11 protein-coding genes and 2 rRNA genes are annotated in these 16,190 nt (G+C 61.4%); 12 read left to right on the top strand and 1 reads right to left on the bottom strand.

The window, feature by feature from the left end:
• The first annotated feature begins 80 nt into the window (after window positions 1-80).
• The 10 genes from argC (at window position 81) to tyrS (ending at window position 10,472) form a co-directional block, all read left to right on the top strand.
• Window positions 81-1,124, top strand: coding sequence for an N-acetyl-gamma-glutamyl-phosphate reductase (argC, locus tag HWX32_RS05620; RefSeq protein WP_175935100.1), 1,044 nt, complete (start codon window positions 81-83; stop codon window positions 1,122-1,124).
• Between the two features lie 46 nt (window positions 1,125-1,170).
• Window positions 1,171-2,340, top strand: coding sequence for a bifunctional glutamate N-acetyltransferase/amino-acid acetyltransferase ArgJ (gene argJ, locus HWX32_RS05615; protein WP_175935099.1), 1,170 nt, complete (start codon window positions 1,171-1,173; stop codon window positions 2,338-2,340).
• A gap of 20 nt (window positions 2,341-2,360) precedes the next feature.
• On the top strand, window positions 2,361-3,305 hold the full coding sequence (argB, locus tag HWX32_RS05610; protein ID WP_121508999.1) for an acetylglutamate kinase: 945 nt from the start codon (window positions 2,361-2,363) through the stop codon (window positions 3,303-3,305).
• Complete coding sequence (locus HWX32_RS05605; RefSeq protein WP_175935098.1) at window positions 3,302-4,498, top strand: acetylornithine transaminase; 1,197 nt, start codon at window positions 3,302-3,304, stop codon at window positions 4,496-4,498. Before argB ends, HWX32_RS05605 begins: the two co-directional genes overlap by 4 nt.
• A gap of 5 nt (window positions 4,499-4,503) precedes the next feature.
• On the top strand, window positions 4,504-5,442 hold the full coding sequence (argF, locus tag HWX32_RS05600) for an ornithine carbamoyltransferase (protein WP_175935097.1): 939 nt from the start codon (window positions 4,504-4,506) through the stop codon (window positions 5,440-5,442).
• Complete coding sequence (locus HWX32_RS05595) at window positions 5,443-5,940, top strand: arginine repressor (protein ID WP_075466130.1); 498 nt, start codon at window positions 5,443-5,445, stop codon at window positions 5,938-5,940.
• An 86-nt stretch (window positions 5,941-6,026) separates the two neighbouring features.
• The gene (locus tag HWX32_RS05590) at window positions 6,027-7,241 is read left to right on the top strand and encodes an argininosuccinate synthase (protein WP_175935096.1); all 1,215 of its coding nucleotides are present in this window, start codon (window positions 6,027-6,029) and stop codon (window positions 7,239-7,241) included.
• A gap of 12 nt (window positions 7,242-7,253) precedes the next feature.
• On the top strand, window positions 7,254-8,690 hold the full coding sequence (argH, locus tag HWX32_RS05585) for an argininosuccinate lyase (RefSeq protein ID WP_175935095.1): 1,437 nt from the start codon (window positions 7,254-7,256) through the stop codon (window positions 8,688-8,690).
• 260 nt (window positions 8,691-8,950) lie between these two features.
• Window positions 8,951-9,127 carry a Trm112 family protein gene (locus tag HWX32_RS05580; RefSeq protein ID WP_175935094.1) on the top strand — a complete coding sequence of 59 codons (177 nt, stop codon included), beginning with the start codon at window positions 8,951-8,953 and terminating at the stop codon, window positions 9,125-9,127.
• Window positions 9,128-9,206: 79 nt separating this feature from the next.
• The gene (gene tyrS, locus HWX32_RS05575) at window positions 9,207-10,472 is read left to right on the top strand and encodes a tyrosine--tRNA ligase (RefSeq protein WP_175935093.1); all 1,266 of its coding nucleotides are present in this window, start codon (window positions 9,207-9,209) and stop codon (window positions 10,470-10,472) included.
• 258 nt (window positions 10,473-10,730) lie between these two features.
• Here tyrS and HWX32_RS05570 read toward each other — a convergent pair whose 3' ends face one another.
• On the bottom strand, window positions 10,731-11,093 hold the full coding sequence (locus tag HWX32_RS05570) for a hypothetical protein (RefSeq protein WP_175935092.1): 363 nt from the start codon (window positions 11,091-11,093) through the stop codon (window positions 10,731-10,733).
• A 7-nt stretch (window positions 11,094-11,100) separates the two neighbouring features.
• On the opposite strand from HWX32_RS05570, the gene HWX32_RS05565 reads away from it, so the two are divergent.
• Window positions 11,101-12,614 (top strand): 16S ribosomal RNA (locus HWX32_RS05565).
• A gap of 397 nt (window positions 12,615-13,011) precedes the next feature.
• A 23S ribosomal RNA gene (locus tag HWX32_RS05560) occupies window positions 13,012-16,103 on the top strand.
• The 16S and 23S rRNA genes sit together here, the layout of an rRNA operon.
• Window positions 16,104-16,190: the final 87 nt, after the last annotated feature.

Raw genomic sequence — 16,190 nt, 5'->3', positions numbered from 1 at the left:
CCCGATTCCGCGGGGGAACCGGCGAAACAGATCCAATGAATATTTTTCACGCGAGTGAATATTTTGGTAGTGTTGTCGCTATGTCAATCAAGGTCGCGATCGCCGGGGCAACCGGGTATGCGGGCGGGGAGATTCTCCGCCTACTGCTCGGCCACCCGGCGTATCTTTCGGGTGAACTTTCCATCGGGGCGCTCACAGGCGGGTCGAACGCGGGCCAGCCGGTCGCTGAGCTTATGCCGCACCTGCCGCAGTTGGCGGATCGAGTGATTGAAGAGACCACGGTGGATACTTTGGCGGGCCACGACGTGGTGTTCCTCGGGTTGCCCCACGGCCACTCCGCCGAGATCGGTGCAGCACTGCCAGATGAAGTTGTGGTGATCGACTGCGCCGCTGACTTCCGCCTGCGCAACGCCGATGACTGGACCGCCTACTACGGCTCTGAACACGCCGGCACGTGGCCGTACGGGATTCCGGAGATGCCGGGCCACCGCGCACAGCTGGCGGAAGCAACCCGCGTGGCGGTGCCCGGGTGTTTCCCCACCGGCGCAACCCTTGCCGCCTGGCCTGCAGCCCAGGCCGGTCTGATTGAGCCGGACCTTACCGTGGTGTCCATCACGGGTGTCTCCGGCGGCGGCAAGAAGGCTTCGGTGGCCATGCTGGGGGCTGAGACGATGGGTTCGTTGAAGGCCTACAACACCGCGGGCAAGCACCGCCACACCCCGGAGATCCGCCAGAACATCGCGGAGTGCACTGACAAGGACGTCACCGTGAGCTTTACGCCGGTGCTGGCGCCGCTGCCGCGCGGGATCCTCACCACGGTGAGTGCCCCGCTGGCCGGCGACGTCAGTGAAGCACAGGCCCGGGCCGCCTACGAGGAGGCCTACGCCGGCGAGCCGTTCGTGTACGTGTTACCGGAAGGCCAGCAGCCGCAGACGCAGAACGTGGTGGGCTCGAACATGTGCCACGTGCAGGTGGAGGTTGATACGCAGGCGGGCAAGCTTTTGGTCACCAGCGCCATCGACAACCTGACTAAGGGCACGGGCGGCGCCGCGGTGCAGTGCATGAATATCGCGCTTGGGTGGGAAGAAACCGCCGGATTGCCGCAGGCGGCGGTGGCGCCGTGATGGTGTCGAGCGGAGCCGTCGATAAGCAATGTGAAAGGACAATGCAATGAGCAACAACGGAGTCACCGCCCCGGAAGGCTTCACAGCCTCGGCGACCACGGCGGGCATCAAGCCGTCGGGCAAGCCGGATATGGCGCTGGTGGTAAACAACGGGCCAGAGTTCGCGGCGGCGGCGGTATTCACGCGAAACAAGGTGGTCGCTTCCCCGGTGAAACTCACGCGCTCCGTCGTCGGCGGGGGAGCGCTGCGTGCCGTGGTGTACAACTCCGGCAACGCCAACGCGTGCAACGGAACGCAGGGTGACCGGGACGCAGCCCGCGTGCAGGGGCTTGTAGCTGAGGCGCTTGGAGCGCAGCCCACCGACATCGGTGTGTGCTCCACGGGCATCATTGGCGAACCGATGCCGATGGATGTCATCGAAGCGGCCATCCCGGCCCTGTGCGAGGGGCTTGGTAGCGACGCCGCGGTGGCCGCGAAGGCAGCAGAGGCCATCATGACCACCGACACGAAACCCAAAGAGGCCGTGTACGAAGGCGACGGCTGGACCGTCGGCGCGATGGGCAAGGGCGTGGGCATGATGGCGCCGTCTTTGGCCACGATGCTGGTGTGTATCACCACCGACGCACAGGTAGGCAACGCGGCGCTGCAGGAAGCGCTCGAGGCCGCCGCGGACAAAACGTTCAACGCGCTTGACATCGACGGTTCCACCTCCACCAACGACACCGTCATTGCGATGGCATCCGGCGCGTCAGGCGTCACTCCGGCGCAGGAGGAGCTCAACGCGGCGGTGCTGAAGGTCTGCGACGAGCTGGCCGCGCTCATGCAGGACGACGCGGAGGGCGTGACCAAGCGGGTCAACATCACCGTCACCGGCACAGGGGACGATGATCAGGCGTTCGCCGCCGCGCGCACCATCGGCCGCGACACCCTGTTTAAGTGCGCCATGACGGGCTCCGACCCGAACTGGGGCCGCGTGGTGGCAGCCGTGGGCATGGCCGAGGCGGAGATGGACCCAGACAATATCTCGGTGCGATTCAACGGCCACACGGTGTGCACCGAAACCACCGGCACGACAGACTCGCGAGACGTAGATTTAAGCGGTCCGGTCATTGACGTGGAGGTGGACCTGGGCACCGGCGGCGCAGGCCGCGCGACGGTGCGCACCACCGACCTGTCCCACGAGTACGTGGAGATCAACTCCGCGTACAGCACTTAGACCCGCCCAGAAAGGAGACCCTGCGCACCATGATGCCGAACCTGACCAATGAGCAGCGCGCCACCGTGCTGGCGGAGGCACTGCCGTGGCTACAGCACTACCGCGACAAGATTGTCGTGGTGAAGTACGGTGGCAACGCCATGATCGACGAAGATTTGAAGGCCGCTTTCGCAGCGGACATGGTGTTCCTGCGCACCGTGGGCGCGAAACCCGTGGTTGTGCATGGCGGCGGCCCGCAGATCTCGGCCATGCTCAAACGCCTGCAGCTGGACGGCGGCGAGTTCGTCGGCGGGTTCCGCGTGACTACTCCGGAGATCCTGGATGTGGTGCGCATGGTGCTTTTCGGCCAGGTGGGCCGCGATCTTTTGGGCAAGATCAACTCGCACGGTCCCTACGCTGTGGGCACCTCGGGCGAGGACGCGGGGCTGTTCACCGCCCGTAAGCGCTACGTCGAGGTGGACGGTGAGCCGCAGGATATCGGCCTGGTGGGCACGATCACGGATGTGAACCCGTCGGCGGTGATGGACATCATCGAGGCGGGCCGCATCCCGGTGGTCTCCGGCATCGCGCCCGGCAAAGACGGCAACGTGTACAACATCAACGCCGACGAGGCCGCGGGCGCGCTTGCGGCGGCGATCGGCGCGGAGCGACTCGTGGTGCTCACCAACGTCGAGGGGTTGTACACCGATTGGCCGAATAAGGACTCGCTGCTGTCCAAGATTGAGGTTGAGCAGCTGGAGCGTATGATGCCGGAGCTGGATTCGGGGATGATCCCGAAGATGGGCGCCTGCTTAGCCGCGGTGAAGGGCGGCGTGAAGGCAGCACACGTGATCGATGGCCGTGTGGCGCACTCGGTGCTGTTGGAGCTGCTCACTATGGGTGGTGTGGGCACGATGGTGCTGCCGGACGATTACGACAGGGCGCATTACCCGGAGGGCACAGTGTTTAGGAAGGATGACGAATGAGCGAGGCAACCGAGCACTGGCAGGAGGCACTGCTTGACACGTACCCGGTGCCGCCGGTGGAGTTTGTTCAGGGCAAGGGGGCGATGCTTATCGACGCCTCCGGTAACCACCACATCGACATGCTCGCCGGCATCGCCGTAAATGCGCTTGGTCACGGCCACCCGGACGTGGTGGAGGCGGTGCACACGCAGATGAACCGCCTGGGCCACGTGTCGAACTTGTTCGCGTCGCAGCCGGTTGTGGACGTCGCGCTCGAGTTGCGTAAGCGAGTGGGCGACGACGAGGCCCGCGTTTTCTTCTGCAACTCGGGCGCCGAGGCGAACGAGGCCGCGTTCAAGCTTGCCCGCTTGACTAAGCGTCGTCGGGTGCTCGCGGCGGAGCACGGTTTCCACGGTCGCACGATGGGGTCGCTCGCACTGACGGGCCAGCCCAGTAAGCGCGCCCCGTTCGAGCCGCTGCCGGCCGGCGTGGAGTTTTACCCCTACGGCGACGTCGACGCGCTCACTGCAATGGTGGAGCAGGACCCGGAAGATACCGCGGCGATCATCTTGGAGCCGATCCAGGGCGAAACCGGCGTGATCCCGGCACCGGAGGGGTTCTTGCGCGCCGTGCGCGAGCTGTGCGACACCTACGGCATTCTCATGATCGTCGACGAGGTCCAAACGGGCGTCGGGCGCACCGGGGACTTCTTCGCGTTCCAACACGAAGGCGTAATTCCGGACGTGATCACCATGGCAAAGGGCCTCGGTGGGGGTCTGCCCATCGGCGCGACTATCGCGCGGGGGCCAGCAGCGCGCCTGTTCACGCCGGGCTCACACGGCACGACGTTCGGCGGTAACCCGGTGTGCTGCGCCGCGGCGCGTGCGGTGCTCGGCATCGTGGACGACGCCTTCCTCGCCGAGGTCAAGCGAAAGGGGCAGTTGCTTATCGACGAGCTCACGCCTCTGCCCGGGGTTGCCGAGGTGCGCGGGCGTGGCCTCATGCTCGGCGTTGTGCTCAAAGAGCCGGTGGCGAAGGAAATGGTCGCCCGCGGGCTCGAGCACGGCGTGGTGCTCAACGCTCCGAGTGAGACGGTGATCCGCTTGACCCCGCCACTGACCATCGACGACCAAGAGCTGCGCGATGCTGTGGAGCGTTTCGCGGCCACCTACGCAGATGTAACCGGCGGCGACGCCGCCGAAGAAAGGAGTTAGGACTCATGGCACGCCATTTCCTCGCAGACGACGACCTCACACCAGCCGAACAGGCCGAAGTGCTCCAGCTCGCGGCAGAGTTGAAGAAGGCCCCGCTGTCGAAGCGCCCGCTGGAGGGCCCGCTGTCCGTCGCCGTGCTGTTCGACAAGACCTCCACCCGCACCCGCTTCTCCTTCGACGCGGGCATCGCCCAGCTCGGGGGCCACGCCATTGTCACCGAGACCGGCAATTCGCAGATGGGTAAGGGCGAAACCTACCAGGACACCGGCGCGGTGCTGTCGCGCTTCGTCGAGGCGATCGTGTGGCGCACCTACGCCCACCAAAATCTGGTGGATATGGCGGAGACCGCCACCGTGCCGATCGTCAACGCACTGTCCGACGACCTGCACCCGTGCCAGATCTTGGCCGACCTGCAGACGGTGGTGGAGAATTTTTGCCCGGAGGAGGGCCCGGCGGGTCTGAAGGGTCTCAAGGCCGTCTACCTTGGCGACGGCGACAACAACATGGCCAACTCCTACCTCATCGGCTTCGCCACCGCCGGCATGGACATCACCGTGATCGCGCCGCGCGGGTTCCAGCCGCAGGCGGAGTTTGTGGACAGGGCGCGCCGCCGCGGCGAAGAAACCGGCGCGATCGTTGCGGTGACCGATGACGTCGCCGCGGTAGATGGCGCGCACGTGGTGATTACCGATACTTGGGTTTCCATGGGCATGGAGGAGGACGGAAAGGACCGCCGCACCCCGTTCTTGCCCTACCAAGTCACGCCGGAAATCATGCACGCGGCCGAAGAAAACGCAATATTCTTGCACTGTCTCCCCGCATACCGCGGGAACGAGGTCGCAGCCGAGGTCATCGATGGGCCTCAGTCCCGCGTCTTCGACGAGGCGGAAAACCGCCTGCACGCTCAAAAGGCGCTGCTGGCCTGGCTTCTGGAGCATCAGTAAATGACCCAACCCGTATCCCGCACCGCCCGGCAGGCGAGGATTCTCGAACTGCTGGACCAAACCCGTGTGTCCTCCCAGGTGCAGCTGTCCGAGCTGCTGCTGGACGAGGGCATCGACATCACCCAGGCGACACTGTCGCGTGACCTGGATGAGCTCGGCGCGAAGAAGGTGCGTCCCGCCGGCGGGGGCAGGTCTTACTACACCGTCAACGGCGACGGGGATTCTTTCGAATCCACGCACTCAGGCCCGCGCGACAAGCTCCGTCGCATGATCGAGGAGCTGGTGGTTTCCGCAGATCACAGCGGCAACATCGCGGTGCTGCGCACCCCGCCCGGCGCCGCTCAGTACCTGGCCAGCTACATCGACCGCGTCGGCCTGGAACAGGTTGTCGGCTCGATCGCGGGCGACGACACGATCTTTGTCCTGGCCCGCGAACCGCTCACCGGCGAGGACCTGGCGCGCCAGCTCTTCGGAGTGCAGAGCCGGGGCCGAGAGTAGGCCCGCACAGTCGCCGGGTACCCTTTCATCCCGATATCCGTTTTTCACATATCTCATCGTTCCCACTGAAGGAGAAACGTTTCACTATGACCAACCGCGTTGTGCTCGCGTACTCGGGCGGCCTCGATACCTCCGTCGCCATCCCGTACCTCGCAGAGATGACCAACGGTGAAGTTATCGCCGTCTCGCTCGACCTCGGCCAGGGCGGCGAGGACATGGAGTCAGTGCGCCAGCGCGCGCTCGATTGTGGCGCCGTGGAGTCGATCGTGGTGGACGCGAAGGACGAGTTCGCCGAGGAGTACTGCCTGCCCACCATCAAGGCGAACGGCATGTACATGAACGAGTACCCGCTCGTGTCCGCTATCTCGCGCCCGCTCATCGTGAAGAACCTCGTGGAGGCTGGCCACCAGTTCGGCGGCACCCACGTCGCTCACGGCTGCACCGGTAAGGGCAACGACCAGGTGCGTTTCGAGGTCGGCTTCCTCAACCAGGATCCGGACCTGGAGATCATCGCCCCGGCCCGCGATTACGCCTGGACCCGCGACAAGGCCATCGAGTACGCCGAGGGCAAGGACCTGCCGATCGAGCAGTCCGCAGCGTCTCCGTTCTCCATCGACCAGAACGTGTGGGGCCGCGCTGTGGAGACGGGCTTCCTGGAGGACCTGTGGAACCCGCCGACCAAGGATCTTTACGCCTACACCGAGGACCCGGCACTGGGTAACGCCCCGGACGAGGTGATCATCTCCTTCGAGGCAGGTAAGCCGGTGGCTATCGACGGCCGCAAGGTGACCGTGCTGGAGGCCATCGAGGAGCTCAACCGCCGCGCCGGCGCGCAGGGCATCGGCCGCATCGACATGGTGGAGGACCGCCTGGTGGGCATCAAGTCCCGCGAGGTGTACGAGGCGCCGGGTGCGATGACTCTGATCACCGCCCACAAGGCTCTTGAGGACGTCACGGTCGAGCGCGAGCTGGCCCGCTACAAGCGCCTTATCGACGCCCGCTGGTCCGAGGAGGTCTACGACGGCCTCTGGTTCGGCCCGCTGAAGCGCTCCTTGGACGCGTTCATTGAGTCCACCCAGGAGCACGTCACCGGCGACATCCGCATGGAGCTGCACGCCGGCAAGATCACCGTTAACGGCCGCCGCTCGAACCACTCGCTGTACGACTTCAACCTGGCTACCTACGACACCGGCGACACGTTCGACCAGACCCTGGCGAAGGGCTTCGTGCGCCTGCACGGCCTGTCTTCGCAGATCGCCAACAAGCGCGACCGCGAGGCTGGCACGGCCCAGGACAAGTAGGAGCAGCAACCGATGGAGCAGCACAAGACCAACGAGGGCGCGCTGTGGGGCGGTCGCTTCTCCGGCGGACCGTCGGAGGCCATGTTCGCGCTTTCCGTCTCCACCCACTTCGACTGGGTGCTCGCGCCTTACGACGTGCTCGCCAGCAAGGCGCACGCGAAGGTGCTGAATAGGGCAGGGCTGCTTGACGACGCTTCGTTGGCAACCATGCTCGACGGCCTCGACCAACTCGGCCGCGACGTAGCCGACGGCACCTTCACACCGGCGCCGACGGACGAGGACGTGCACGGCGCCATGGAGCGCGGCCTGATCGAGCGTGTCGGCCCGGAGATCGGCGGCCGCCTGCGCGCAGGCCGCTCGCGCAACGACCAGGTTGCCGCCATGTTCCGCATGTGGCTGCGAGATGCGCTGCGCGGCGTCGCGCAGGACGTCAACGACCTGATCGACGCCATCGTCGCACAGGCCGAGGCGCACCCGGACGCCATCATGCCGGGCAAGACCCACTTCCAGGCGGCTCAGCCGATCCTGCTCGCGCACTCCCTGCTCGCGCACGCGCAGCCACTGTTGCGCGACCTCGAGCGCATTCAGGACGCGGATAAGCGTTTGGCTGTCTCGCCGTACGGCTCGGGCGCGCTGGCCGGATCCTCGCTGCACTTGGACCCGGAGGCCATCGCTGAGGAGCTCGGCTTCGACTCGGCCGCTGACAACTCGCTCGACGGCACGGCCTCGCGCGACTTCGCGGCGGAGGCGGCGTACGTGCTCGCCCAGATTGCTATCGACGTCTCCCGCTTCGCCGAGGAGATCATCGCCTGGTCCACCCCGGAGTTCGGCTACGTCACGCTGCACGATGCGTGGTCCACAGGTTCGTCGATCATGCCGCAGAAGAAGAACCCGGACGTGCCGGAGCTGGCCCGCGGCAAAGCTGGGCGTTTGATCGGCAACCTGTCCGGTTTGCTGGCCACGTTGAAGGCGATGCCGCTTGCGTACAACCGGGACCTGCAGGAGGACAAGGAGCCGGTGATTGACTCGGTCACGCAGCTGTCCATCCTGCTGCCGGCGTTCACGGGCCTCGTGTCCACCCTGGTGTTCCACGAGGACCGCATGCGCGAGCTCGCCCCGGCCGGCTACACGCTGGCCACCGACCTCGCGGAGTGGATGGTGCGCCAGGGCGTGCCGTTCCGCGAAGCGCACGAGGCGTCCGGTGCGTGCGTGCGCATAGCGGAATCCCGCGGGGTGGATCTCGTGGAGTTGACGGATGAGGAACTGGCAAGCGTCGATAAGCGACTGCTCCCTGAAGTGCGCGAAGTGCTCACTGTCGACGGCGCAGTGGCCTCCCGTGATACCCGCGGCGGCACCGCCAAGCCGAGGGTGGAGGAGCAGCGCGAACGCGTGCGCGAAGCCAACGCCAGGGCGCGCGAATGGGCGGCGCGTCCGGTTCGGGCGAATTAACCACATCAACACCAAGCGTGGTGGACGGGGGTGTTCCGTCGCGCTTGGTGTTGCTATTGGTGTTGGTGGTAATCGCCGCGATCGTGTTGCGCCGTGGCGGTTGGGGTGGCGCATGGCTGGCCCGCCGGGTGCGGTGCTGCACCACGCTCGCGAGCTGGAAAAGCTTGAAAAGGAGGTGCGCTTCGCGCCGGATCACTGGGACCACCTCTAGCCAACACCGAAGCACAGGCAAACTAACGCGGCGGGTACGATAACGAGCCATGAGTCTCGATCCGAAGCTCCTGGACATCCTGGTCTGCCCCAAGGACAAGGGCCCGTTGACGTATAAGGAAGACGAGCAGCTGCTGGTCAACGAGCGCCTCGGCGTTGCCTACCGCATCGACGGCGACATTCCGGTGCTGCTTATCGACGAAGCGCAGCCGTACCCCAGCAACTAGTCCTCTACGCGCGGACCACGGCGCGATCCCACGGCACTATCCCACGGCCACTCACACCCGGCGAACATAGAAAGCGATCATGGCAAACAACATCATCGACGAACTGTCCTGGCGCGGGCTGATCAACCAGTCCACCGACTTGGATAACCTGCGCGAAGCGACGAAGGAGCCGATTGTGCTCTACTGCGGCTTCGACCCGACGGGTCCGTCGCTGCACGCCGGTCACCTCGTGCCGCTGCTCATGCTGCGGCGCTTCCAGGAGGCGGGGCACACCCCGATCGTGCTGGCAGGTGGGGCGACGGGCATGATCGGCGACCCGCGCGACGTCGGTGAGCGCACCATGAACTCCGAGGACACCGTCAAAGACTGGGCAGAGCGCATCTCTGGCCAGCTGAAGCGATTCGTGCACTTCGACGGCGACAATGCCGCCCGCCTGGTGAACAACCGGGAGTGGACCGAGGACCTGTCGGTGATCTCGTTCTTGCGCGACATTGGTAAGCACTTCTCCGTTGCCACCATGCTCGGGCGCGAGACGGTGAAGCGTCGGCTGGAAAACGACGGCATTTCCTACACCGAATTTTCGTACATGCTCCTGCAGGCCAACGATTTCGTGCAGCTTCGGCGCGAGCACGATTGCGTGCTGCAGATTGGCGGCGGCGACCAGTGGGGCAACCTCATCGCCGGCGTCGACCTGAACCGCCGCATGGACGGCGAGCAGGTGCACGCCCTGACGGTTCCCTTGGTCACCGATTCTGAAGGCAAGAAGTTCGGCAAGTCCACTGGCGGCGGCTCCCTTTGGCTGGACCCGGAGATGACAAGCCCGTACACCTGGTACCAGTACTTTGTGAACACTGCCGACGCGGACGTGATCCGCTACCTACGCTGGTTCACCTTCCTGGACCAGGCTGAGCTGGAGCGTCTTGAAGGTGAAGTTGCCGAACGCCCCTTCAAGCGCGAAGCCCAGCGCCGACTTGCCCAGGAAATGACTGACCTGGTGCACGGTGTTGAAGCCCGCGAAGCGGTAGAGCTGGCATCGCAGGCGCTGTTCGGGCGCGCGGAGCTTGGTGACCTCGACGAAGCCACCCTCGCTGCCGCAGTGAGTGAAACCGACGTCTTCGAATTTGCTCGCGGCACTGACACGAACATCGTGGACCTGCTCGTCGGTGCCGGACTCGCCGACTCCAAGGGTGCGGCACGCCGCTCCATCAAGGAGGGCGGGGTGTACGTGAACAACGAGCGCGTCAGCGACGAGGCGTGGACACCGGCGGACGAGGATCTGCTCCATGGATCGTGGCTGGTGCTGCGCCGAGGCAAGAAGAACTTCGCTGGCGCCAAGCGCGTCTAGCACGCTGGTTGGATCGCATTCGCCGCCTTGCAGTGAATCTGCACGGCGGCGCTTTCTCATTTTTACACAGTGACCTGTATGTTTGCGAGCACTTCTCGGTGTGTGGTTATATTACTGCCCGTCGCTCGGATAGCCGGTTGGAAACAACCGCAGAGAGTGACGAAATAACAGAAGAGAAGTTACATCGATGTAAACAGGCGTTAAATTCGAGTTTGAACGGAATTTGACTTCCAGTTACGTAGGTTGTAATCTTGTACCTCAGCCGCTCAGACGGACTGAACCTAACTTGGTTCGGAAAAGTGTGCTGGTGTTGTTTGAGAACTCGATAGTGTGCCAATGCATATTTTTTGTTTGTGGGTTGGTTGCGTGTGCGCTGTGCTGCATCGTTTTGGTGTGGTTGGTGTGTGCCGGTTGCAGTTGTTGTGAACCTTTGATGGCAATGATTGTTTCTGGTGGATCGTGAACTGATTCATGTTTGTGGTGCTTGTGGTTTTTCCTCGTCGGATGCGCAGGTGCCATGTGTTGTGATTTTTTGCAGCAGTAATTTGAGGATTGCCAGTCCGGCATCTTGTTTTGGGTGTTGGTTGGTTTGTTTTTTGCCAGTTTGGTTGGGCTTTTCACGGCCTTTTTTGTGGAGAGTTTGATCCTGGCTCAGGATGAACGCTGGCGGCGTGCTTAACACATGCAAGTCGAACGGAAAGGCCCTAGCTTGCTGGGGTGCTCGAGTGGCGAACGGGTGAGTAACACGTGGGTGATCTGCCCTGCACTTCGGGATAAGCCTGGGAAACTGGGTCTAATACCGGATAGGACCACTTCTTGGAGGTTGTGGTGGAAAGTTTTTTCGGTGTGGGATGAGCTCGCGGCCTATCAGCTTGTTGGTGGGGTAATGGCCTACCAAGGCGTCGACGGGTAGCCGGCCTGAGAGGGTGTACGGCCACATTGGGACTGAGATACGGCCCAGACTCCTACGGGAGGCAGCAGTGGGGAATATTGCACAATGGGCGCAAGCCTGATGCAGCGACGCCGCGTGGGGGATGACGGCCTTCGGGTTGTAAACTCCTTTCGCCAAGGACGAAGCTTTTTGTGACGGTACTTGGAGAAGAAGCACCGGCTAACTACGTGCCAGCAGCCGCGGTAATACGTAGGGTGCGAGCGTTGTCCGGAATTACTGGGCGTAAAGAGCTCGTAGGTGGTTTGTCGCGTCGTTTGTGTAAGTCCGTAGCTTAACTGCGGGACTGCAGGCGATACGGGCATAACTTGAGTGCTGTAGGGGAGACTGGAATTCCTGGTGTAGCGGTGGAATGCGCAGATATCAGGAGGAACACCGATGGCGAAGGCAGGTCTCTGGGCAGTAACTGACGCTGAGGAGCGAAAGCATGGGGAGCGAACAGGATTAGATACCCTGGTAGTCCATGCCGTAAACGGTGGGCGCTAGGTGTGAGTCCCTTCCACGGGGTTCGTGCCGTAGCTAACGCATTAAGCGCCCCGCCTGGGGAGTACGGCCGCAAGGCTAAAACTCAAAGGAATTGACGGGGGCCCGCACAAGCGGCGGAGCATGTGGATTAATTCGATGCAACGCGAAGAACCTTACCTGGGCTTGACATACACCAGATCGCTGCAGAGATGTAGTTTCCCTTTGTGGCTGGTGTACAGGTGGTGCATGGTTGTCGTCAGCTCGTGTCGTGAGATGTTGGGTTAAGTCCCGCAACGAGCGCAACCCTTGTCTTGTGTTGCCAGCATTTGGTTGGGGACTCATGAGAGACTGCCGGGGTTAACTCGGAGGAAGGTGGGGATGACGTCAAATCATCATGCCCCTTATGTCCAGGGCTTCACACATGCTACAATGGTCGGTACAACGCGCGGCGAGCCTGTGAGGGTGAGCGAATCGCTGAAAGCCGGTCGTAGTTCGGATTGGGGTCTGCAACTCGACCCCATGAAGTCGGAGTCGCTAGTAATCGCAGATCAGCAACGCTGCGGTGAATACGTTCCCGGGCCTTGTACACACCGCCCGTCACGTCATGAAAGTTGGTAACACCCGAAGCCAGTGGCCTGTAATGGGAGCTGTCGAAGGTGGGATCGGCGATTGGGACGAAGTCGTAACAAGGTAGCCGTACCGGAAGGTGCGGCTGGATCACCTCCTTTCTAAGGAGCTTATTTGTTTTTGTGCCCGCAGTTGCGGGTGTGCCCACACGTTTTGTGGTGTGGGTTGGTGGTTGAGTCGTCGAACGAATGGCTGCCGCCTTTTTTGTTTTGGAAAAATTGTCCGGGTGGACACACGCCGGCGGCCATGGGTTGGTTGCTTTTGTGGTGTGCGCGTTGAGCTTTCCTGCAAGCAAGTGTGTGTTGGTGCGCTGTTGGGTGTCTGGGGCAGCACGTGATGTGTTTTGTTCCTTGTGGCTTCCATGTGCTGCATGCGTGTGTGTTGCATGCGTGTGTGGTGTGTGGGGGTGTGTTGTGTGAGAACTGTAGAGTGGACGCGAGCATCTTTCTTTTTATTTTTTGTTTGTGTTTTGGTGTTTTGTACCTGTTTTTGTCTGTGATGGTTGTGTGTTACGGGCGTATGGTGGATGCCTTGGCATGCTGAGCCGATGAAGGACGTGTGAGACTGCGTTAAGCCTCGGGGAGTTGTCAACAAAGCGTTGATCCGAGGGTGTCCGAATGGGGAAACCTAGCCGTGGTTGTGTGCGGTTACCTGCTGGTGAATACATAGCCGGTGTGGGGGTGTACGCGGGGAAGTGAAACATCTCAGTACCCGCAGGAGAAGAAAACAATTGTGATTCCGTGTGTAGTGGCGAGCGAAAGCGGATGATGGCTAAACCGTGTGTGTGTGATACTTGGTAGGGGTTGCGCATGCGGTGTTGTGGGGTGCGGGTGTGTATGGTCTACCAGCTGTGCGCATGTGTTGCGGTGTGAGCGGAAGTGTCTGGGATGGCACGCCGGAGTGGGTGATGAGCCCCGTACGTGTAGGCACCGCAAGATGTGTTACCCGTAATCCCCGAGTAGCAGCGGGCTCGTGGAATCTGCTGTGAATCTGCCGGGACCACCCGGTAAGCCTGAATACTCAGTGTGACCGATAGTGGATAGTACCGTGAGGGAATGGTGAAAAGTACCCCGGGAGGGGAGTGAAAGAGTTCCTGAAACCATGCGCTTACAATCCGTCAGAGCACCGTTTTGTGGTGTGATGGCGTGCCTTTTGAAGAATGAGCCTGCGAGTCAGCGGCATGTCGCGAGGTTAACCCGTATGTGGGGTAGTCGTAGCGAAAGCGAATCCTAATGGGGTGTTTTTTTAGTGGCATGTCCTGGACCCGAAGCGGGGTGATCTACCCATGGCCAGTGTGAAGCAGCTGTAAGAGGTTGTGGAGGCGCGAACCCACTTAGGTTGAAAACTGAGGGGATGAGTTGTGGGTAGGGGTGAAAGGCCAATCAAACTCCGTGATAGCTGGTTCTCCCCGAAATGCATTTAGGTGCAGCGTGATGTGAGCTTGCCGGAGGTAGAGCTACTGGTTGGTTGAGCGGGACTATCATCTTAGCGACGTCAGCCAAACTCCGAATGCCGGTTATAGTGTTGCATTGCAGTGAGACTGTGGGGGATAAGCTTCATAGTCGAGAGGGAAACAGCCCAGATCGCCGGTTAAGGCCCCTAAGGGTGTGCTAAGTGGAAAAGGATGTGGGATCGCGAAGACAGCCAGGAGGTTGGCTTAGAAGCAGCCATCCTTGAAAGAGTGCGTAATAGCTCACTGGTCGAGTGGTTCTGCGCCGACAATTCAGTGGGGCTCAAGCACACCGCCGAAGCCGCGGCAACACTTGTTTTGTGTTGGGTAGGGGAGCGTCGTGTGTGGGGTGAAGCCGTATCGTAAGGAGCGGTGGACTGCATGCGAGTGAGAATGCAGGCATGAGTAACGAATGGCAAGTGAGAATCTTGCCCGCCGGATGACTAAGGGTTCCTGGGTCAAGTTCGTCTTCCCAGGGTGAGTCGGGTCCTAAGGCGAGGCCGACAGGCGTAGTCGATGGTCAACGGGTTGATATTCCCGTACCCGTGTGTGCGCGACAAATTGTGAAGCGGTGATACTAACCACCCTGACCCGCCGGCCAAACACGACCTTTGGTTGTGTGGTTGGTGGTGATGCGTGGGGCCTGATCTGTTGTAGCAAAGTGATGGGGTGACGCAGGTTGGTAGCCAATGCCGCTTATTGGATTGCGGTGCAAGCGTGTGGCACGACACCATGGTCAAATGCGGGTGTCAATAGTGTGAGGCGTGATGCGTAAGCCCTTTTGGGTGAAGTTGGTGATCCTGTACTGCCGAGAAAAGCCTCTAGCGATGTGCATGTACGGCCCGTACCCGAAACCGACACAGGTAGTCAGGTAGAGAATACTAAGGCGCTCGGGTGAACTGTGGTTAAGGAATTCGGCAAAATGCCCCCGTAACTTCGGGAGAAGGGGGACCTGCACTGGTGACACACGTATCGTGTGGTAGCTGGTGTGGGTCGCAGAGAAGAGAGGGGAGCGACTGTTTATCAAAAACACAGGTCCGTGCGAAGACGGTTAAGTTGATGTATACGGACTGACGCCTGCCCGGTGCTGGAAGGTTAAGAGGACCTGTTAGGACATTTTTTGTCCGAAGCGGAGAATTTAAGCCCCAGTAAACGGCGGTGGTAACTATAACCATCCTAAGGTAGCGAAATTCCTTGTCGGGTAAGTTCCGACCTGCACGAATGGCGTAACGACTCCTCTGCTGTCTCAACCACAGGCCCGGTGAAATTGCATTACGAGTAAAGATGCTCGTTACGCGCGGCAGGACGAAAAGACCCCGGGACCTTCACTATAGCTTGGTATTGGCATTCGGTGCGGTTTGTGTAGGATAGGTGGGAGACTATGAAGCGGCCACGCTAGTGGTTGTGGAGTCGTTGTTGAAATACCACTCTGACCGTAGTGGATATCTAACCTTGGCCCATGATCTGGGTTGGGGACAGTGCCTGGTGGGTAGTTTAACTGGGGCGGTTGCCTCCCAAAATGTAACGGAGGCGCCCAAAGGTTCCCTCAGCCTGGTTGGCAATCAGGTGTGTAGAGTGTAAGTGCACAAGGGAGCTTGACTGTGAGACTTACAAGTCGAGCAGGGACGAAAGTCGGGACTAGTGATCCGGCACCTACTTGTGGATGTGGTGTCGCTCAACGGATAAAAGGTACCCCGGGGATAACAGGCTGATCTTCCCCAAGAGTCCATATCGACGGGATGGTTTGGCACCTCGATGTCGGCTCGTCGCATCCTGGGGCTGGAGTAGGTCCCAAGGGTTGGGCTGTTCGCCCATTAAAGCGGCACGCGAGCTGGGTTCAGAACGTCGTGAGACAGTTCGGTCTCTATCCGCCGCGCGCGTGTGAAACTTGAAGAAGGCTGTCCCTAGTACGAGAGGACCGGGACGGACGTACCTCTAGTGTGCCAGTTGTTCCGCCAGGGGCATCGCTGGTTGGCTACGTACGGAAGGGATAACCGCTGAAAGCATCTAAGCGGGAAGCCTGTTTTAAGATGAGGTTTCGATTGAGGTTCCCAGCAGACTACTGGGTTGATAGGCCGGAGTTGTACCCACCGTAAGGTGCTGAGACGACCGGTACTAATACACCGATTGACAACCAACACCAACAAAGAAGTGTTGCAAAACACCAACAACAAAACACGCAAAACAAAGAGAACCAGTCGTGTTCGCGTCCACTGTGCAGTATCTG

It is taken from the genome of Corynebacterium sp. Marseille-P4321 (genome assembly GCF_903645305.1).
Taxonomy (GTDB): domain Bacteria; phylum Actinomycetota; class Actinomycetes; order Mycobacteriales; family Mycobacteriaceae; genus Corynebacterium.
This window is presented reverse-complemented; position numbering and strand designations above follow the sequence as displayed.

What these genes read in the sequence shown, in the direction of transcription:
- argC (WP_175935100.1), top strand. Translation starts at nt 81, where the DNA reads ATGTCAATCAAGGTCGCGATCGCCGGGGCAACCGGGTATGCGGGCGGG.
- argJ (WP_175935099.1), top strand. Translation starts at nt 1,171, where the DNA reads ATGAGCAACAACGGAGTCACCGCCCCGGAAGGCTTCACAGCCTCGGCG.
- HWX32_RS05605 (WP_175935098.1), top strand. Translation starts at nt 3,302, where the DNA reads ATGAGCGAGGCAACCGAGCACTGGCAGGAGGCACTGCTTGACACGTAC.
- argF (WP_175935097.1), top strand. Translation starts at nt 4,504, where the DNA reads ATGGCACGCCATTTCCTCGCAGACGACGACCTCACACCAGCCGAACAG.
- HWX32_RS05595 (WP_075466130.1), top strand. Translation starts at nt 5,443, where the DNA reads ATGACCCAACCCGTATCCCGCACCGCCCGGCAGGCGAGGATTCTCGAA.
- HWX32_RS05590 (WP_175935096.1), top strand. Translation starts at nt 6,027, where the DNA reads ATGACCAACCGCGTTGTGCTCGCGTACTCGGGCGGCCTCGATACCTCC.
- argH (WP_175935095.1), top strand. Translation starts at nt 7,254, where the DNA reads ATGGAGCAGCACAAGACCAACGAGGGCGCGCTGTGGGGCGGTCGCTTC.
- HWX32_RS05580 (WP_175935094.1), top strand. Translation starts at nt 8,951, where the DNA reads ATGAGTCTCGATCCGAAGCTCCTGGACATCCTGGTCTGCCCCAAGGAC.
- tyrS (WP_175935093.1), top strand. Translation starts at nt 9,207, where the DNA reads ATGGCAAACAACATCATCGACGAACTGTCCTGGCGCGGGCTGATCAAC.